Origin of the sequence: Rhodoferax lithotrophicus (assembly GCF_019973615.1) — a bacterium.
GTDB lineage: Bacteria > Pseudomonadota > Gammaproteobacteria > Burkholderiales > Burkholderiaceae_C > Rhodoferax > Rhodoferax lithotrophicus.
The window spans coordinates 3,183,967-3,202,582 of record NZ_AP024238.1; the positions used below are offsets into that span (position 1 = coordinate 3,183,967).

The window sequence follows — 18,616 nt, forward strand, 5'->3', positions numbered from 1 at the left end:
GAAATCCTTTAAAAATTCGTTACGCTATTGGCCCAATTGTACTTTTTGAGCTTGACATGCCAGATCCCATCCTGATTGCCCAGAACGGCCAGACCCAGTGCATGCTGTACCCCGACAAAGCCAACCGCCACGGCCTGATCACCGGGGCGACCGGCACAGGCAAGACTATTACCCTGCAAACCATGGCCGAGGGTTTCTCGCGCCTGGGTGTACCGGTGTTCATGGCTGATATCAAGGGTGATCTGACAGGTCTTTCACAAGCCGGAGTTTCTACACCAAAACTTACCAAAGTGCTTGCAGAACATGCGCTAGCAGCTCCTGAATTTGTAGCATTCCCAAGCACCTTGTGGGACGTGTTTGGGGAACAGGGCCACCCGGTACGCGCCACGGTGAGCGACTTGGGGCCATTGCTGCTGGCGCGTATGCTCAACCTGAATGAGACCCAGGCGGGCGTGCTGCAACTGGTGTTCAAGATTGCCGATGATGACGGCCTGTTGATTCTGGACATGAAAGACCTGCGCGCCATGTGCCAGCATGTGGGCGACAACGCCAGCAGCTACACCACCGAATACGGCAACATCAGCGCCGCCAGCATTGGGGCCATCCAGCGTGGCCTGATGCAAATCGAACAACAAGGCGGTGACAAATTCTTTGGCGAGCCGATGCTCAATATCGACGACCTGATGCAAACCGACAGCAACGGCCATGGCATGGTGAATATCTTGGCCGCAGACAAGCTGATGGCTTCGCCCCGGCTGTACAGCACCTTCTTGTTGTGGTTGCTAAGTGAACTGTTCGAGAACCTGCCCGAAGTGGGTGACTTGGACAAACCCAAACTGGTGTTCTTTTTTGACGAGGCCCACCTGCTGTTTGCGGATGCACCCAAGGTGTTGATCGAGCGCATTGAACTGGTGGTGCGACTGGTGCGCTCCAAGGGCGTGGGGGTGTACTTTGTGACGCAAAACCCGCTGGACATCCCAGACACCGTGCTGGCACAACTGGGTAACCGGGTGCAACATGCGTTACGGGCCTTTACTCCACGTGATCAGAAAGCCGTCAAGAGTGCTGCCGACACCATGCGGCCCAACCCACCCCTGGATATCGGTGCGGCTATCACAGAACTAGGCGTGGGCGAGGCGTTGATCAGCTTTCTGGACGAAAAGGGCCGCCCCTGCCCGACCGAACGTGTCTACGTGTTGCCACCAGCCAGTCAAATTGGGCCAATCACACCAGCGCAACGGCAAACCTTGCTGAGTGAATCCATAGTCGCCGGGGTATATGAGAAACATCTGGATCGCGATTCAGCCTTTGAAAAACTTAAGGGCCGCACGGTTGAGCGTGCCCAAACAGCAGAATCTACATCAGACCAGACCACGCAAGTCTCAAGCACCGGCGGCGGTTTGCTTGACAGTTTAGGCTCCGGTCTAGGCAGCCTTTTGGGTGGCGGTGGCGGACGACGGGCATCAGCAGGTGAGCAACTCCTCAAAAGTGCCGCCAGCTCCATTGGCCGAGAAGTAGGCCGTCAGATCATCCGCGGCGTTCTGGGCGGCATTTTTGGTGGGAAACGCTAAGCGCGCAACACGATTCAAAATTCCAGCATAACCGCTCAAACCTGGCAAAGCTGCTAAAAACAACGCACAGACTCCAAACTCTTCCAAGGAAAAACTCATGAGCCCATTCGACCCATTTGTCCACGTTATTGACCACCCACTGGTGCAGCATAAGCTGACGCTGATGCGACAAAAAACTGCCAGCACCACCAGTTTTCGCACCCTGCTTAACGAATTGGCCATGCTCATGGCCTATGAAGTGACACGCGACATGCCAACGCAGGAAATTCAAATCGATACCCCGCTGGAAACCATGACCGGACGGGTCATTGACGGGAAAAAGTTGGCATTGGTGTCGATTCTGCGTGCAGGCACCGGCATTTTGGATGGTTTTTTGTCAGTGGTACCCGGTGCACGCGTAGGCCACATCGGCTTGTACCGTGACCCAACTACGCTGCAAGCCGTAGAGTATTACTTCAAGATGCCCAAAGAGATGGAAGTACGCGACGTAGTCGTGGTTGACCCGATGCTCGCGACAGGTCACTCTGCCATTGCAGCCATTACCCGCATCAAGGCAACCCGGCCCAAGTCCATCAAATTTGTCTGCCTGCTGACCTGTCCCGAAGGTGTCAAAGCACTGCGCGAAGCACACCCGGATGTGCATATTTTCACCGCCGCCATCGACCGCCAACTCAACAGCCACGGCTACATCCTGCCAGGCTTAGGAGATGCAGGAGATCGAATTTTTGGAACCCAGTGAGTTTTTTATGTTCCGATTATCTTGATCGCGAGTGTCATTGAGCTGACTCACATTCATCAGCTCATGATTAACAAGAACAAAAGATAGGCACAAAACAAAAAAGCCGCACTAAATTTAATAATGCGGCTTTTAATTACTTGGGGTGGCTGATGGGGCTCGAACCCACGACAACAGGAATCACAATCCTGGACTCTACCAACTGAGCTACAGCCACCGTAGACTTGAAATTATAGCGTATAAAGAGACACCCCTGACACTGAAGTTGCCATTTACTCTGATGTATCGGATTTTTTCGTCGATTTGGTTGTCGGCATGGGCGCCAAAATTTCGGTCTTAAGCTGTTCTTTGAGTACTGCAAAATAGGCTTGTGCTTCAGCTGCACCCCACCATTGGGAGTACTGCTCACGGTCTTGCTTTGCAGATATTTGCGAAGCCTCATTACGCGGGACAACCTTATTCACACGAACAACTGCATAACCTGCAGCACCAAGGTCAACACCTATCCAGGCAGGTAATACCGTTGTATCTGCACGCAGAGATGCAAGCAGTACAGACCCAGGGATTTTTTGCGGCTGGTCACGAGCTATAAAAATTGATGGCGGAAGGTTCGCACCAGATGAATCTTTTTTCCACTGATTCAATTTGTCGACACCCTCTTTTTTTGCCAGTGCTGCTGCTTGGCTTGCAATCACCTTATCACGAACTTGTTGCTGAACTTCCGCTAGCGGCAACACTCTTGCAGGTTGATACGAGACCACACGCCCTGCAGCCAATTGGTTAACCGCAACTTCAATAGCTTCCGTATTTCGCTTTTTACTAATCGACTCGGGAGCAAAAAGTGTCGATAAAAACTTTTGATTTGCTAACACACCTGTTGATCCCGAAGCTGGATGGCGGATGATTTTTTCTGCTGTCTTGATTTCCAGCTTGAGCTTATCGGCAACTGGCTTAAGGCTATCTGCTTGCTCATAGACAAGATTGGTAAAAACTTCTGCAACTTCCGCGAATTTACGCTGTGCCTGCTGAGCTTTCAAGTCGGACTCGATTCCAGCCCGAAGCTCCTCAAAACTGCGTTGTTTTGGTAGTTTGACATCAGTCAACTGAATGATGTGATAGCCAAAGTCCGACTCCACCACCTCACTGATGTCCCCCTTCTTCAAAGCAAAAACAGCGTCCTCAAAAGGCTTGACCATCGCCCCGTGCCCAAAAAAACCAAGGTCACCGCCTTTGGCAGCGGAGCCAGTATCTTGGGAATTTTTTCGCGCCACATCAGCAAAAGTTGTCGGAGCTGAACGCACAAGCTTCAACAACTCATCCACTTGACGCTTGGCTTTTTCGCGATCTGCAGCAGATGCATCTTTAGGAGCATTAATCAAAATATGACTAGCCCGACGCTCCTCATTACCACTGAGACGAGCAGCATTTTGGTCGTAGTAAGCTATTAAGTCAGCATCTGAAATTTGGATACCCTTTTTAACCGAATCAATATCAAGAACCACATATTCCACCTGCATTTGTTCTGGAGCCTGAAACTGGGGTTGATTGGCTCGATAGTAGGCATCTAGCTCCGCATCTGTAGGTGACACCTTGGCAAGGTAATCAGCAGTTGCAAAATTTACAAACTGAATCTCGCGTTTTTCAAAAAAAGCATTCAAAGCCACATCGGCCACAGCTGGCGCGACAAACCCCGAAGTTCGAACACCCGCTTCAATTTGCTGCCTAGACAAATCCTGACGAACCCGATTTTCAAATCCTTCCGGTGTCAATCCCTGACCTGCCGCCAACTGACGATAACGCTCCATATCCATTTTGCCGTCAGTCTGTCGCAACGACGCAATCGTGGGATCTTCCTGCAAGAATCTGGCCAAACGTGCATCACTGGTAGAAAGTTTGGCTTTTTCTGCAGCAAGCGCTATGACGCGGTCTCTCACCAAACGCTCCAGCGTGGCAAACCGCGCCTCAGGAGAATCAAGCAATTTGGTATCCATGTTTGGCATTGAAGCGCGCAAGCGGTCCGACTCTATCTTGTGTGCCGCATCCCATTCGGCTTGAGTAATGTCATGCCCTCCAACACGTGCCACAGCCACGGTAGATTCTTTCATCCGGTTGTACCCGTCGATACCAAACAACACAAATGAAGGGATGATCAACAAAAACAGTAAGACCATCATGATCTTGGTGTGTTTTCGAAAGATATCGAACATGCGCAAACTCTCCTGTAAGCCAATAAAAAAGGCGAACATGATGTTCGCCTTTGTCAATGTGGTGGGTGATGACGGGCTCGAACCGCCGACCTACGCCTTGTAAGGGCGCCGCTCTACCAACTGAGCTAATCACCCCACCTAAAACTAATCATTAATTTAAAGCATCTTTTAATGCTTTACCTGGACGGAACTTGGGAACTTTAGCAGCGCTTATTTTAATCGATGTCCCAGTACGCGGATTACGACCAACTCTCGCAGCACGTTTACCCGCTGCAAATGTGCCAAAACCCACCAATGAAACAGACCCACCATTCTTCAAGGTGGTTTTAACAGCTTCAATCGTCGACTCTAACGCACGCGCAGCAGAAGCCTTCGACATATCAGCATTTGTAGCAATGTAATCAATCAACTCACTTTTATTCACAAAAAACCTCACATGGGGTTAAAAATTATATTTGAATGTCTCGTGAAAATATATTTCGAAAGACTTACAGTTTCTTCAAGCTACCCGCTCTTTTGGCCAGCGACCACTCATGCGATGTTTTGCAACGATCCATGATTCTAGTCTGGTTTAGCAAGCTGATTGACCGTATCCAAGGATTTTTTACCATCGTGCCTGATGCCAGTGTGTCAAACCAACTCGACATGCTTGGCAATAGCCCGTCCCAGGTCTTGTGTTGTGGCGTTGCCACCTAAATCCGGTGTCCTAGGAGCTCCATTATCAGGTATTAGCGCCTGCTCCAGTGCTTTCAAAATCACATCATGAGCCGCCTTGAATCCTAAAAAGTCAAGCATCATAGCCCCACTCCAGATTTGGCCGATCGGGTTGGCAATACCTTTGCCCGCGATGTCAGGAGCCGAGCCATGAACCGGCTCAAACAGCGACGGGAACTTGCGCTCAGGGTTGAGATTGGCACTGGGTGCAATGGCAATCGTGCCCGTACAGGCTGGTCCCAAATCGCTCAGAATGTCGCCAAACAAGTTGCTTCCTACCACGACATCAAAAAAGTCCGGCCGCTGGACAAAGTGTGCGGTCAGAATGTCGATGTGAAATTTATCCACCTTCACGTCGGGATAGTATTTGGACATCTCCAGCACCCGCTCATCCCAAAAAGGCATGGTGATGGCTATGCCATTCGATTTGGTGGCACTTGTCAGGTGTTTTTTGGGTCGAGACTGGGCTAGCTCAAACGCGAACTTCAACACACGATCCACCCCGGTGCGAGTCATCACGGTTTCCTGCAACACTATTTCACGCTCAGTGCCTGCAAACATGCGCCCGCCAATGCTGGAATATTCACCTTCGGTGTTTTCACGCACGATCACCATGTCGATTTCACCGGGTTGGCGCGCCGTGCCATCTCGCCGCACCACCGGGGCGATGATGCCGGGCATCAACCGTGCCGGGCGCAGGTTGACATACTGGTCAAACTCCCGTCGAAACTGCAGCAAGGACCCCCACAATGAGACATGATCCGGGATTTTTTCTGGCCAGCCCACTGCACCAAAATAAATGGCATCGTGACCACCCAGTTGGTCTTTCCAGTTATCAGGCAACATTTGGCCATGTTTCTCAAAATAATCCCAGCTTGAAAAATCAAAGTGGTCAAACTGCAAGCCAATGCCAAACTTGTCCGCCACAGCTTCCATCACACGCAGCCCTTCGGGCATGACTTCTTTGCCAATGCCGTCTCCGGCAATCACTGCAATTTTTTTCACTGACATGACATGACTCCTTGAAAAATCCAGAGGATTCAAACGCTTAATGACCCGTTGATCACACCGCTTTGGGCTGCCACACCACCAAGGCCACGCCCACAGCCGTCAATAGTGTGCCTAAAATCGTGGTGAGTGTGATGGCTTCGGCAAACAGCATCCAGGCCATCAACGCGGTCACCGGTGGCACCAAATACATCAGACTGGTTACCGAGGCCGCAGCACCTTTTTGAATCAACAGATACAGCAAAGAACTGCCGCCCAGCGTCAAAGCCAATACCGACCAGGCAATGGCACCGATCAACTCAATATGCCAGTCAACCGCTTCAATCTCCAATGCGGCCAACGGCAAAGTCACCAACAAGGCTGCCATCAACTGAACGGTATTGGCCGTGCGCACATCACACGATGTGACAAAGCGTTTCTGGTACAGGGTGCCCGTCGTGATACTCAACAAAGCGCCTAAAGCCAATGACAGGTTGAGCACATTGGCCTCACCACCACTGCCAAACTTGCGCGACACCACCATCACCAAGCCAATCAAACCCAGCGTCAGTCCAATCCACTGCCTTGGCACAATCCTGCTGCCCGTGGAGGCCAGCCACAAGGCCGTGAGCACAGGTTGCAAACCGACAATCAGCGATGACAAGCCAGAGCCCATACCGAGTTTGACTGCGGCCCAAACACCGCCCAAATAGCAGGCATGCATCAGAACACCGGTCACCGCCAGATGCCCCCATTGCCTGCCTTGCGTCGGCCACTTGACCCGCGCCAGCGTGATCCAAAGCAAAAAACAGGCAATCGACAAGGCATAACGCATTGCCAGAAATTTGAAGGGAGGGGCATGCGGCATGCCATACCGTGCCACGATAAAACCCGTGCTCCAGATCAGCACAAACACGGCTGGCATGGCCCGGATCAAGGGCCGCTCAATGGGCACCGTCACTTGACGCGGGACCTGATCTCGGGCAGGGCTTTTTGCAGGTAATAGACCATCGACCAGACCGTCATCACTGCGGCGATCCAGATCAGCCAGACACCCCAGACATGGGTGTCCATCAGACCAAACAACACACCATCAAACAACAAAAATGGAATGGCGATCATTTGCGCGGTGGTTTTGAGCTTGCCGATCATGTGCACCGCGACACTTTTGGAGGCACCGATTTGTGCCATCCATTCCCGTAATGCAGAAATGGCGATTTCACGACCAATGATGATCAATGCCACGAACACATCTGCACGACCCAGATGCACCAGCACCAGCACACAAGCGCAAACCAGAAACTTGTCGGCCACCGGATCCAGAAAAGCCCCAAAAGAGGACACCTGATTGAGCTTGCGTGCCAAGTAGCCATCCAGCCAATCGGTCGCGGCAAACACCACAAACATGATCGTGGCCACCAGGTTGCGGCTGCTCGGTTCAATCGGCAAATAAAACACGCCCACAATCAGCGGAATCGCCACAATGCGAGCCCAGGTCATGAGGGTGGGAATAGTCCAGAACATGGGTCAATTGTGGCATGGGCTCCTTCGGAAAACGCCAGGCTCAATGCAGTGCGCGGTAAATTTCCTGCGCCAACTCATTTGAAATTCCTTCCACCTGCGCAATGTCTGCCTCCGAAGCCAGAGCCACACCACGCACGCCACCAAAACGTTGCAGCAAACGGGCGCGACGTTTGGGGCCAATGCCGGGAATTTCTTCGAGCTTGCCGCCGTCCATGCGCACCTTGGCGCGTGCGGCACGCATGCCGGTGATGGCAAAGCGGTGCGCTTCGTCCCGAATCTGCGCCACCAGCATCAAGGCCGCCGAATCCTTGCCCAGATAAACCTTGTCGCGGCCATCGGCAAACACCAGTTCTTCCAGACCAATACGCCGGCCCTCGCCTTTTTCCACACCCACAATCAGCGACAAGTCCAGGCCAAGCTGTTCAAACACCTCGCGTGCCATGGCCACCTGACCCTTGCCACCGTCCACCAGCACCAAATCCGGCAAACGGCCTGTACCCACCGGGGTTTCACCGGTTTGCTTGGCTTGTGCCAGCACCTCGGCCAACTTGCCGTAGCGGCGCAACAGCACCTGGCGCATGGCGGCGTAGTCATCACCGGGCGTGATGTCGTTGATTTTGAAACGGCGGTATTCGGCGTTCTGCATTTTGTGATGATGAAACACCACACACGAGGCTTGGGTGGATTCGCCTGAGGTGTGCGAGATGTCAAAACACTCGACCCGCAGATCCTCCAAATTGTCCAAGGCCAAATCCAGTGCGTCGACCAACGCCCGGGTGCGCGCCTGCTGCGAACCTTCTTCGGCCAGCAACCTGGCCAGTTGCAGCGCGGCATTGGTTTGCGCCATTTCCAGCCAAACCCGGCGCTGCTCACGCGGGTTGTGCACCGCACTCACCTTGACACCGGTTTGCTCAGACAAAGCCTGCAGCAAACCCTTGTCGACCGGCACGCTGACCACCAGCGAGGGCGGTGCAGGCACGTTCAGGTAATGCTGTGCAATGAAGGCATCCAACACCTGCATCTCGACGCTGCGCAAGGCGCTGGGCACATCGGTCTCATCGGAGTCGTCCAGATCAGCCGCATCTTCCACATGCACCGGAAAGTACGGTCTGTCCCCCAGATGCCGCCCACCACGCACCATGGCCAAGTTCACACAGGCACGGCCACCCTGCACTTTCACGGCCAGAATATCCACATCCCGATCCGACACGTTGTCGACCGACTGCTGGTGCAGCACGTTTGACAACGCTGCCACCTGGTTACGCAACTCGGCCGCCTGTTCAAACTCCAGCTTGTCGGCATGAGCCATCATGCGTGTTTCCAGCTCGGTCATGACCTCACGCGCATCACCGTTCAAAAACCGCTCGGCATCGGCCTGAGCCTGCGCGTAGGCAGCCGCAGCGATATGCCCTACGCAAGGCCCGGAACAGCGCTTGATCTGGTACAGCAAACAGGGGCGCGTGCGGTTGGCAAACACCGAGTCTTCACAAGTGCGCAGTCGAAAGACTTTTTGCATCAGCAAAATCGCCTCCTTGACAGCCCAGGCACTTGGATACGGGCCAAAATAATGGTGCTTTTTCTCCACCGCACCCCGGTAGTAGGACACGCGGGGAAACCAGTCCGGATTTGCTTTCAAATTGACAATTTGTGAGCTTTTTTGACCTGTAGCGCTTATAGATAAAGCGCAAGAAGCTCTTTCTTTTATAGCATCCGACAAGGGCGCTGGCGCACTGATTTTTAAATACGGATAACTCTTGTCGTCCCGAAACAGGATGTTGTACTTCGGATTCAGCGTTTTGATCAGGTTGTTTTCCAGCAGCAGCGCCTCGGCCTCCGAGCGCACCACCGTGGTCTCGAGCCGGGCAATTTTGCTCACCATGTGCCCGATGCGCGTGCCGCCATGGTTTTTTGTGAAATAGCTCGACACCCGTTTTTTCAAATTGATGGCTTTGCCCACATAGAGCACATTGCGCTGAGCATCAAAGTAGCGGTACACCCCAGGCAAGGCAGGCAAACTGGCCACATCACTGAGCACCTGCTCAGAGTGCGTTTTTTCCGGCTTTTGCGCAGCTTGGGGGATCGGGTGAGCGGTTGGATCAGGTTCAGACATAGGGGCGTATTGTGGACAATCCGGCCATGTATTCAGAAACACCACTTTTGCGCTGGGACATTTTTTGCCGGGTGATTGACAACTTTGGCGACATTGGTGTGTGCTGGCGACTGGCCTGCCAACTGGCGCAACGCGGCCAAAGTGTTCGTTTGTGGGTGGATGACCCCTCTGCGTTGGGCTGGATGGCGCCCGAGGGAGCTTCTGGAGTCGAAGTCAAGCGTTGGACGAGCCCGCTGGACATGACCAACATCACCCCAGGCGATGTCATGGTGGAAGCCTTTGGTTGCGAGATTAATCCTGAATTCATAGCTGCTTATGCATACCATATAAGCGTTAAAGGCCAAAAATGCAGATGGATCAACCTGGAATACCTGAGCGCCGAAAAGTTTGTGCTGCGCAGCCACGGTCTGCCTTCCCCGGTCATGAGTGGGCCCGGCAAGGGCTTGATCAAACATTTTTTCTATCCCGGTTTTACCGCCGGTACGGGTGGCCTGCTGCGCGAAACCAACCTGCTCGAACGCCAAGCGAATTTTGACCGTACAGCCTGGCTGGAGCAACAAGGGTTGAATTGGCAAGGCGAACGCCTGGTCTCCCTGTTTTGTTACGAACCTGCCGGTTTGGGCGATTTGCTGGAGGCTTTGGCCCAGGACTCACCACCGACCTGCTTGCTGGTGACCCCTGGACGCGCCAAAACCGCACTGGATGCCAAACTTTCAGATGAAAAAAGGCTGAAGTGCTTATGGAATAAGCGTAATAAGCTCTCATTTTTATATCTACCCACACTCTCCCAAAACGACTTTGACCATTTGTTATGGGCCTGTGATGTGAATTTGGTGCGTGGTGAAGATTCGCTGGTGCGGGCCTTATGGGCTGGCAAGCCGCTGGTGTGGCACATCTACCCCCAGGATGATGATGCCCATGTGGCGAAACTCAGCGCTTTTTTGGACTGGCTCCAGGCACCAGCTTCTCTGTGCAACTTTCACATGCATTGGAATGGCATTCCCCCAGCCGAAGCTGTGCACAGCAGGCCCGATTTTTTGCCCCAGGAATGGCAAATGTGCGCGGCACAAGCCCTGAAACGCTTGCTGGCCCAAGATGACTTGGTGACCCAGTTGATCCGGTTCATCGCAAAAAACCATTAAAATACTGGGCTTTACGGCGCAGGCTTGAGTTCACTGAAGTCCTGGCCGCCCTCGCCGCCTGATGCGCGGCCTATTCTCTGCACTCTCTCTTATGAAAATCGCTCAAGAAATCCGCGCCGGCAACGTGATCATGCATGGCAAAGACCCGATGGTCGTCCTGAAAACAGAATATGCCCGCGGCGGTCGCGGTGCCGCTACCGTGCGTATGAAGCTCAAAAGCCTGATCGCCAACTTCGGCACCGAAGTTGTTTTCAAGGCTGATGACAAGATTGACAATGTGATCCTGGACAAGAAGGATTGCACCTACTCCTACTTTGCCGATCCCATGTACATCTGCATGGACGAGGAATACAACCAGTACGAAGTCGAAGCCGAAAACATGGGCGACTCGCTCAACTACCTGGAAGACGGCATGCCACTCGAAGTGGTGTTTTATGACGGCAAAGCCATTTCTGTCGAGTTGCCCACCAACGTGGTACGCGAAATCACCTGGACGGAGCCCGCTGTCAAAGGCGACACTTCTGGCAAAGTTTTGAAACCCGCCAAAATCGCCACCGGTTTTGAGATCGGTGTGCCAATTTTTGTGGCCCAAGGCGACAAGGTTGAAATTGACACACGCACGGGCGAATACCGCAAGCGCGTCTGATTCCCCCATCGGGCCAATCGGCCCGATAGCGCCCAAGGCTTCCTGGTGAAGCCTTTTTTTTCGCCACAAGGAACGTCATGGATTACACAAAATCGCTCCCCCACCTGCTGACCGAACAACACATGGCCGATGTTTGGGCCGATGTGCTGAAATACCCAGCCAACGACACCGTGTTGCACCCCAATGCGCATCGCCTGGCTTTTGCCGACCCTGAATTTTTGCTGCGCCGCGAAACCCGCGGCATGCGCATGCAACTGGAAATGCTCAAGCCCGATCTGGGGCAATCCGCACAAGGTATTCACCACACCGTAGTGGTGTTTGGCAGTGCACGTTTTCTCTCCCCTGAAAAAGCCCAGGCCCAGCTGCAAGAAGCCGAACAAAGCGATGACACGCGAGCCATCGCCCTGGCACAACGCCAAGTGCGAAATGCCCAGCACTACGACCAGGCACGCCTGTTTGCCAAATTGGTGGCTCAGCACAGCGCCCAACAACCCCCGAAGCACCAACTTTTCATTTGTACCGGCGGCGGCCCAGGCATCATGGAAGCAGCCAACCGTGGCGCGCACGAGGTGGGCGCACCGACTGTCGGCCTGAACATTGCCCTGCCGCATGAGCAATGCGCCAACCCTTACGTCACGCCCAGCTTAAGTTACAAGTTTCATTACTTTGCGCTGCGCAAAATGCATTTCATGATCCGCGCCAAAGCCCTGGTCGCATTTCCTGGCGGGTTTGGTACGCTGGATGAACTATTTGAAGTGATCACCCTGGTGCAAACCAAAAAAGCCCAACCGGTTCCGATTGTGCTGTTTGGCAGCGACTACTGGAAACGCCTGGTCAACCTGGATGTCTTGGTCGAAGAAGGTGTCATTTCACCGGAAGACCTTGAGCTGATGCACTACGTCGATAGCCCAGAAGATGCTTGGGCTGTGATCAAACGCTTTTACAACTTGTGAGCTACTAAAACAGGAGGGCGCAAATGCCAGGCACAGCGCGAGCCTGCCGCCACACCTGCACCCACCACCCAAAAAACCAGCGACACACCAATTACCGCCCCTGCTGAACCAAACAGCATGGGCATCAATACGCTGGAGGCATTGATGGCCATCATACGAAAACCAAGCGCTTCCCCATGACGCGCCTCAGGCGTGATCTGATGCAATGTGCTCATGATCATCGGCTGAACAGAACCCAAGGCGAATCCCAACAAAACCGAGCAGGCTCCCATCATCAATGCTGACGGCATCAAAGGATACACACCAAACAACACCGCAGTACACAACATGGCGATGGTCACCACCACCCATTCGTGCACATGTGCGGCAAGCAAAGGCAAGGCAACCCGGACCGTTGTGGCGGCCAGGGCAAAGCCGCCCAAAATTGCACCAATGGCCGAAGCACTCAAACCACGCTCATGCCCAAGCACCGGAACCACCAAGGTGTGCACATCCCAACATGAGGACAATAACCAATTGACCAACATCAATCGGCGCATCATGGGCTGGCGCAACAAATCCCAGGAGCTCGCCTTATGGGTTCCCGATGGCATCACCACTGGCGGTAATTCAACTGTGCGACGCACCCATAACCAAGTCATCAATGGTAGAAATGCCAATGCAAAATAGGCTACCCGGAAACCACCTGCATCAATCAGCAAACCAGCCGACAGCGGCCCAACAAAATTCGACAAAGCTGGTCCAATCGATAGCCAACTGAACATGCGTTTGAGCTCGCTTGTACTTTGTGCGGATCGACCTACATGGCGTTGAAGACTGATTGCAGCTACCCCGGTGGATCCACCAGTCAGCAAAGCACTCATACACAACACCGGAAATATCGGCCAGACCACAGCCAAACCAGTACCAAAACTGGCCGACAAAACGCACAGGCCAATGGGGCGCTTGAAGCCATGCCGATCTACATACCGCCCTGCGGGCAAAGCCAAAAATACCTGGGTCAAAGCAAACAAAGACAGCAACACGCCAACGGCCCATGCGCTATAACCCTCACGCAATGCCATCAATGGGGCCGCCATGCGCACCCCCGCCATACAGGCATGCAGACAGATGTGACCGGCGATCAAACGAGCCAGCGCTGTCGAACTCAGTGGGGTCACTGCGGTCATGTCAGCCAGCTATACATTCACTGCAACGCATTCAAGGGAGTCAGGGCTTTGCCATGCAGCAAGAAGCCAATCAGATTGGCGGCCGCCAACTGAGCCATGGCCCGACGGGTGCGCAGGGTGGCACTGGCAATGTGCGGTGTCAGCACCACGTTGGGCAGTGTCAACAAATCGGGATGTACACGTGGCTCGCCTTCAAACACATCCAAACCCGCAGCAGCCAAAGCACCGGCCTTTAACGCAGCTGCCAGGGCGACATCATCCACAATCCCGCCTCTGGCAATATTCACCAAAGTCGCGGTAGGCTTCATTTGTGCCAACTCAGCTACACCAATTGCATGATGTGATTCAGTTGAATAGGGCAAGACCAGAATCAGATGATCCGCCTGCTGTAACAAATCCTGTTTGCTCACAAAACTGGCAGCACACACGCCTTCGGTTACAGCATCCAAGCGAGAACGGTTGTGGTAAATAACACGCATGCCAAAACCATGTGCGCCCCGCTTAGCTATGGCTTGGCCGATACGTCCCATCCCCAAAATACCCAAGGTCGTACCGTGCACCTCGGCCCCGGCCAACATGTCATAGCGCCACCGATTCCAGAGGCCTGCACGTAAAAAATGCTCCCCTTCAGTCATGCGCCGGGCTGCAGCCAGAATCAGTGCAAAGCCAAAATCAGCGGTCGTCTCGGTCAACACATCAGGCGTATTGGTGGCAACGACTCTGGCAGTTGTCATGGCCGCCACATCAAAATTGTTATACCCCACCGCCATGTTGGCGCAGATTTTCAGATCTGGGCAGGCTGCCAGCAACGCTGCATCAATGCGCTCGCTACCTGTCGTCAAAATACCAGCAACTCCTTTTGCAGCAAACGCCAACTGCTCTGGATTCCATAACACGTCCGCTTGATTGCTGGTTACCTCAAAATGTTGTTGCAACGTCTGCAACACCTCGGGAAAAATGGCACGTGCCACTAAGACAGCAGGTTTATTGATCCGGCCCGATGAAGTTTTAAGCTGCATATTTGACGTGCCGATCCTGAAAGTAGCCAATGACCCGCTCGGGCGTCTGCTCCAGCATCGTCATATGTTCTGATGCTGCCTGGCGTAATTTGGCTTTGGTGCGCACCGGCACACGCTTGCTCATCTCCTGCTTCAGGTCCGCATTGAGTCGCTCCTCAGGATTGAGCTGTGGGCTGTAGCTGAGCAGGTAAAACAGTTCAATCTGCTCTTTTCTCTCGGCTACCCAGGCCTTGACAACCTTGCTGTGATGAACCCGCAAGTTGTCCAGAATCAGGAACACCTTTTTGCCTGCATCCTTGATTAGGGCTTGCAGGAATTCACAGAATTTGTCAGCGTCAAATGATTCCTCAATGATCATCCAGCGGGTCTTGCCTTGATTGGTGACGGTGGCGATCATGGAGAGCTTTTGGCGGGTGCTGCCAACAGTCAAAGCCACAGGTGTTTTGCCTGCGGGTGCGAAGCTTCTGCCACGCGCATCGGTGTTAGTCAGGGCGGTCTCGTCACCCCAGTGGATCTCTGCACCCTCACGTTTGGCGCGCTGCTCAATGCCGGGGTATTCACCCTGCAGCCAAGCCTGCACCGCCTGCGGGTTTTGCTCGTAGGCACGTTTGATGGGCTTTTGCGGTGTGAAGCCCCAGCGCGCCAAGTATTTGCCTATGCTACGCACGGGCAGTTTGATGCCGTATTCCTGCTCAATGAGTTGACCTACGGCTGCGCGGCTCCACAGGAAGAAGTCCATCTTGAGTTGTTCAGGACGCTTGTCGATGATGATGCGCTGGATGGTCTCTTCCTGCACAGCACTGAGGGCTCGACCGTCTCCTTTGGGACGACCACGTCGGGCTGGGCGTATGGCTGCCCAGCCGCCTTCTTCGAATAGGTCAATGGTGGCGCGTACCGTCGGGTAGGTCAGTCCGCTCAGTTCAACGATCTTGATGGCCTTTTTGTGCAATCGCACGACTTGTTTGCGCCGCTCGTGGAGTTGCTCCAGGGTTTGATTTCTTGCACTTTCTTTTTCCATGCGCGTCTGACTACGAAATTCATGGAAAGTTCAAACTTATTTGGGCCGGATCAATAAGCATGTGGACTCCAGGGAATCAAGCAAATACTTGACTATTCGAGAGAAATGTCAGCAAGATGAAAGTGACCCCTGCTCAACTTGCGACTTGATTACAGATACCTTGCAAAATCAAAAAAGCCACCCGAAGGTGGCTTTTGCGAATCAACTAAACGTTGATTACTTGGAAGCAGCGGCTTCAGGAGCAGCAGCAGGAGCAGCTTCAGAAGCAGCTGGTGCAGCAGCAGGAGCTGGTGCAGCTTCAGGTGCTGGTGCTGCAACAGGTGCTGGTGCTGGTGCAGGAGCAGCTTCTTCTTTTTTGCCACAAGCAGACAAAGCGGCAGCAGCGGCGATTACAGCGATCAAAACGAGCGATTTATTCATTTGAAATACCAGTTAAAAAATTGACAATTTCCGGAAATTGATTTGTGGCTACCCACAAAGACTAAGCAGATAACTCTGCAGCTATATGCTCAGCCTTCAATTGTAGTGTAAACCCTTAGGCTTTGCACACCGTATTGCAGGGGTGTCAGATTCTCCCAACGATACGTATCAATCCAGTAGCGCTGCGTACACCATATTGCGAAATAACATCCGGTAAAACTCGCGCTGATTGGGGGCTTGCAGCATCAACATACCAAACAGATCCAGAGCGGGGTCAACAAAAAAAGTAGTTCCGGCCAGCCCACCCCAAAAATAAGTTCCAACGGACCCCGGCACGGTGGCCACACCCAAATGTTTGCGCACGGCAAAGCCTAAGCCAAAGCCGTGCCCAGCAGGTAATAACGCACGCGAACCAGCGCTAAACACTGTTAATTCACCCAAATGATCGCTGGTCATGAAATCAACCGTCCGTGCCCCCAGAAGACGCACACCATCCAACTCACCACGATTGAGCATGAACTGCAAAAACCGGGCGTAATCCATCGCAGTAGAAGTCAAGCCACCGCCGCCTGAGGCCAAAGCAGTCTGGGTACGCACATCAATGACTTTCATTTGAATGCCACCATCAGGATCGCGCGCAAAAGGCTCAGCTATAAGTTCATGATGCTGCTCGGCCACATGAAAAGCGGTGTGCTGCATGCCCAAAGGCGCAAAAATGCGCTCATACAGGAAGGTTTCTAGACTCTGTCCGGAAATCACCTCAATGACTCGCCCCAGCACATCCGTGGCGCGGCTGTATTCAAAGGCGCTGCCCGGCTCAAAAACCAATGGCAACCCCGCTAATTGCTGAGAAAAGTCAGCCAAACTACGCTCACGTGACCCCATTCGCAACTGAGTGTACTGACGCTGAACCGGAGTTGAACCCAGGAATTCATACGTCATGCCGGCAGTATGACGCAACAGATCATGCAACGTCGCCGCCTTGGCCACCCCTTGCAATTGCACCTTGCCATCCACCCATGTAGCCACTTGCTGCACACCAAATTCAGGCAAATAACGTGACACTGGGTCAGCCAACAGCAACTTGCCCTCTTCCATCAGCATCATGGCCGCCACCGACACAATAGGTTTGGTCATGGAATAGATGCGAAAACGGGCATCACGTGTCATGATGGTGCCAGTAGCAGGATTAAGCAACCCGACACTGTCAAACAAGGCCAATTGCCCGTGCCGGGCCACCACAGCAACCGCACCAGGTAAGCGTTTTTTATCTACCTCACTTTGCAGCACGTCCATCAGTCGCTGTGTGCGCCGTGGACAAAGCCCCACTTTTTCCGGATTTACCAGTTTCAAAGTCATATTAAATTGATAGCTCTTTGCGCTTATGTTTATTGATCTAGAGTCCTGAAATATCGGGTATTTTTATTTCAGATCATCATGATTATGATGGCACCTAAGGAACTCAGACTTGCGGCCGCTCATGCGCGTAATCTGGCAGACATGCACCACAATGGCGACAAAAATGAGCATCTGGCATATGGCCTTCGGCCAGACACTCCTGACAGGTACGGGTCGTGGCGGGCGCATGGCGGGCGTAGCTCATTTCGGCGGTCACTATGCCAGTCGGAACGGCCAGCGTCCCCCAACCCAGCAACATCATGACCGACGCAATCAGTCGACCCAAATCGGTCTTGGCAGTAATGTCACCAAAACCCACGGTGGTCATGGTGGTGATGGCCCAGTAAACCGCAGTCGGTATGCTGGTAAAGCCGTTTTCTGGCCCTTCCACCACATACATAAGTGTGCCCATCACCAGAACAATCATCAGCACTGCTGCCAAAAGAACCATGATCTTACGCACACTGGCTCGCAAAGCCAGCCCGAGGGCTTGGTACTCTGACACATAAGCGGTCAGCTTGAAAACCCGGAATACGCGTAGTAATCGCAAGATGCGCACATCAATCAACACACCAACTTCTGGCACCAATAATGCCAGGTAAGTCGGCAACAAAGCCAGCAAATCTATGACCCCATAAAAACTCACCGCATAACGAAATGGGTAACGCACGCACAGCAATCGGGCCAGGTACTCCACAGTGAACAAGAAGGTAAATAGCCATTCAGCCAGTATGAGCCCCTGGTGATAACGGACATTGATGTCACGCACACTGTCAAGCATCACCACCGTCACACTACTCAAAATGATGGCGATCAATGCCTGATCAAATCTCCTGCCGGCACGGGTATCGGCCTCAAAAATAATAGCGTAAAGCTGCGTGCGCCAGCCTGCAAGTGGCTTTCCAAGGGCACTTTTCACATTAGACATAGGCAATCTCATTTGTAACAAATTCAACAAACATGGCACGATAACTGCTTGTAGTTTCAACGCAAGTGGAGCGA

General features: G+C 53.1%; 17 protein-coding genes and 2 tRNA genes. 6 read left to right on the forward strand and 13 right to left on the reverse strand.

All coding sequences use genetic code 11. The features are described from left to right. The first annotated feature begins 56 nt into the window (after nt 1–56). On the forward strand, nt 57–1,571 hold the full coding sequence (locus LDN84_RS14665) for a helicase HerA-like domain-containing protein (protein ID WP_223904181.1): 1,515 nt from the start codon (nt 57–59) through the stop codon (nt 1,569–1,571). A 97-nt stretch (nt 1,572–1,668) separates the two neighbouring features. Next, nucleotides 1,669–2,310 carry a uracil phosphoribosyltransferase gene (gene upp, locus LDN84_RS14670; RefSeq protein ID WP_223904182.1) on the forward strand — a complete coding sequence of 214 codons (642 nt, stop codon included), beginning with the start codon at nt 1,669–1,671 and terminating at the stop codon, nt 2,308–2,310. A 138-nt stretch (nt 2,311–2,448) separates the two neighbouring features. Here the strand turns inward: upp and LDN84_RS14675 are convergent. The 8 genes from LDN84_RS14675 to uvrC all read right to left on the reverse strand — a co-directional run bounded on the left by LDN84_RS14675 (nt 2,449) and on the right by uvrC (nt 9,849). Further along, a tRNA-His gene (locus LDN84_RS14675) sits at nt 2,449–2,524 on the reverse strand. 55 nt (nt 2,525–2,579) lie between these two features. After that, on the reverse strand, nt 2,580–4,514 hold the full coding sequence (locus LDN84_RS14680) for a SurA N-terminal domain-containing protein (protein WP_223913031.1): 1,935 nt from the start codon (nt 4,512–4,514) through the stop codon (nt 2,580–2,582). Nucleotides 4,515–4,573: 59 nt separating this feature from the next. Further along, nucleotides 4,574–4,649 (reverse strand) — tRNA-Val (locus tag LDN84_RS14685). A 16-nt stretch (nt 4,650–4,665) separates the two neighbouring features. After that, nucleotides 4,666–4,938, reverse strand: coding sequence for an HU family DNA-binding protein (locus LDN84_RS14690; RefSeq protein ID WP_223904183.1), 273 nt, complete (start codon nt 4,936–4,938; stop codon nt 4,666–4,668). 206 nt (nt 4,939–5,144) lie between these two features. Beyond that, nucleotides 5,145–6,239: a tartrate dehydrogenase gene (locus LDN84_RS14695; RefSeq protein WP_223904184.1), complete on the reverse strand. Its 1,095-nt coding sequence runs from the start codon at nt 6,237–6,239 to the stop codon at nt 5,145–5,147. Nucleotides 6,240–6,291: 52 nt separating this feature from the next. Then, a complete protein-coding gene (locus LDN84_RS14700) occupies nt 6,292–7,140 on the reverse strand; it encodes a DMT family transporter (protein WP_223913034.1) in 849 nt (282 codons plus the stop codon). Between the two features lie 32 nt (nt 7,141–7,172). Further along, nucleotides 7,173–7,739: a CDP-diacylglycerol--glycerol-3-phosphate 3-phosphatidyltransferase gene (pgsA, locus tag LDN84_RS14705; RefSeq protein ID WP_223904185.1), complete on the reverse strand. Its 567-nt coding sequence runs from the start codon at nt 7,737–7,739 to the stop codon at nt 7,173–7,175. A 40-nt stretch (nt 7,740–7,779) separates the two neighbouring features. Next, nucleotides 7,780–9,849: an excinuclease ABC subunit UvrC gene (gene uvrC, locus LDN84_RS14710; RefSeq protein WP_223904186.1), complete on the reverse strand. Its 2,070-nt coding sequence runs from the start codon at nt 9,847–9,849 to the stop codon at nt 7,780–7,782. Nucleotides 9,850–9,875: 26 nt separating this feature from the next. Between uvrC and earP the strand changes: the two genes are divergently transcribed. From earP to LDN84_RS14725, 3 genes are all read left to right on the forward strand, one after another. Then, the gene (gene earP, locus LDN84_RS14715) at nt 9,876–10,991 is read left to right on the forward strand and encodes an elongation factor P maturation arginine rhamnosyltransferase EarP (protein ID WP_223904187.1); all 1,116 of its coding nucleotides are present in this window, start codon (nt 9,876–9,878) and stop codon (nt 10,989–10,991) included. A gap of 91 nt (nt 10,992–11,082) precedes the next feature. Beyond that, the gene (efp, locus tag LDN84_RS14720) at nt 11,083–11,637 is read left to right on the forward strand and encodes an elongation factor P (protein ID WP_223904188.1); all 555 of its coding nucleotides are present in this window, start codon (nt 11,083–11,085) and stop codon (nt 11,635–11,637) included. Between the two features lie 77 nt (nt 11,638–11,714). After that, complete coding sequence (locus tag LDN84_RS14725; protein ID WP_223904189.1) at nt 11,715–12,590, forward strand: LOG family protein; 876 nt, start codon at nt 11,715–11,717, stop codon at nt 12,588–12,590. Here LDN84_RS14725 and LDN84_RS14730 read toward each other — a convergent pair. From LDN84_RS14730 to LDN84_RS14740, 3 genes are read right to left on the reverse strand one after another with little or no spacing between them, the layout of a single operon-like run. Then, a complete protein-coding gene (locus LDN84_RS14730) occupies nt 12,578–13,759 on the reverse strand; it encodes an MFS transporter (protein ID WP_223904190.1) in 1,182 nt (393 codons plus the stop codon). The two genes, LDN84_RS14725 and LDN84_RS14730, sit on opposite strands and share 13 nt — an antisense overlap. A 17-nt stretch (nt 13,760–13,776) precedes the next feature. Continuing rightward, entirely contained in the window at nt 13,777–14,778 is a 1,002-nt protein-coding gene (locus LDN84_RS14735; RefSeq protein WP_223904191.1) for a 2-hydroxyacid dehydrogenase, read from the reverse strand. Then, nucleotides 14,768–15,796: an IS630 family transposase gene (locus LDN84_RS14740; protein ID WP_223904192.1), complete on the reverse strand. Its 1,029-nt coding sequence runs from the start codon at nt 15,794–15,796 to the stop codon at nt 14,768–14,770. The genes LDN84_RS14735 and LDN84_RS14740 overlap by 11 nt, the downstream gene beginning before the upstream one ends. A 145-nt stretch (nt 15,797–15,941) precedes the next feature. Between LDN84_RS14740 and LDN84_RS14745 the strand changes: the two genes are divergently transcribed. Next, a complete protein-coding gene (locus tag LDN84_RS14745; RefSeq protein ID WP_223904193.1) occupies nt 15,942–16,220 on the forward strand; it encodes a hypothetical protein in 279 nt (92 codons plus the stop codon). A gap of 164 nt (nt 16,221–16,384) precedes the next feature. On the opposite strand, the gene LDN84_RS14750 is transcribed toward LDN84_RS14745, so the two are convergent. Both LDN84_RS14750 and LDN84_RS14755 read right to left on the reverse strand, forming a co-directional pair. Beyond that, nucleotides 16,385–17,575 carry a serine hydrolase domain-containing protein gene (locus LDN84_RS14750; protein ID WP_223904194.1) on the reverse strand — a complete coding sequence of 397 codons (1,191 nt, stop codon included), beginning with the start codon at nt 17,573–17,575 and terminating at the stop codon, nt 16,385–16,387. Between the two features lie 103 nt (nt 17,576–17,678). Beyond that, the gene (locus tag LDN84_RS14755) at nt 17,679–18,542 is read right to left on the reverse strand and encodes an ion transporter (RefSeq protein WP_223904195.1); all 864 of its coding nucleotides are present in this window, start codon (nt 18,540–18,542) and stop codon (nt 17,679–17,681) included. Nucleotides 18,543–18,616 lie beyond the last annotated feature (74 nt).

Coding starts and splice junctions, on each gene's coding strand:
- LDN84_RS14665 (WP_223904181.1), top strand. CDS start 57: ATGCCAGATCCCATCCTGATTGCCCAGAACGGCCAGACCCAGTGCATG.
- upp (WP_223904182.1), top strand. CDS start 1,669: ATGAGCCCATTCGACCCATTTGTCCACGTTATTGACCACCCACTGGTG.
- LDN84_RS14680 (WP_223913031.1), bottom strand. CDS start 4,514: ATGTTCGATATCTTTCGAAAACACACCAAGATCATGATGGTCTTACTG.
- LDN84_RS14695 (WP_223904184.1), bottom strand. CDS start 6,239: ATGTCAGTGAAAAAAATTGCAGTGATTGCCGGAGACGGCATTGGCAAA.
- LDN84_RS14700 (WP_223913034.1), bottom strand. CDS start 7,140: ATGCCAGCCGTGTTTGTGCTGATCTGGAGCACGGGTTTTATCGTGGCA.
- pgsA (WP_223904185.1), bottom strand. CDS start 7,739: ATGTTCTGGACTATTCCCACCCTCATGACCTGGGCTCGCATTGTGGCG.
- uvrC (WP_223904186.1), bottom strand. CDS start 9,849: ATGTCTGAACCTGATCCAACCGCTCACCCGATCCCCCAAGCTGCGCAA.
- earP (WP_223904187.1), top strand. CDS start 9,876: ATGTATTCAGAAACACCACTTTTGCGCTGGGACATTTTTTGCCGGGTG.
- efp (WP_223904188.1), top strand. CDS start 11,083: ATGAAAATCGCTCAAGAAATCCGCGCCGGCAACGTGATCATGCATGGC.
- LDN84_RS14725 (WP_223904189.1), top strand. CDS start 11,715: ATGGATTACACAAAATCGCTCCCCCACCTGCTGACCGAACAACACATG.
- LDN84_RS14730 (WP_223904190.1), bottom strand. CDS start 13,759: ATGACCGCAGTGACCCCACTGAGTTCGACAGCGCTGGCTCGTTTGATC.
- LDN84_RS14735 (WP_223904191.1), bottom strand. CDS start 14,778: ATGCAGCTTAAAACTTCATCGGGCCGGATCAATAAACCTGCTGTCTTA.
- LDN84_RS14740 (WP_223904192.1), bottom strand. CDS start 15,796: ATGGAAAAAGAAAGTGCAAGAAATCAAACCCTGGAGCAACTCCACGAG.
- LDN84_RS14750 (WP_223904194.1), bottom strand. CDS start 17,575: ATGACTTTGAAACTGGTAAATCCGGAAAAAGTGGGGCTTTGTCCACGG.
- LDN84_RS14755 (WP_223904195.1), bottom strand. CDS start 18,542: ATGTCTAATGTGAAAAGTGCCCTTGGAAAGCCACTTGCAGGCTGGCGC.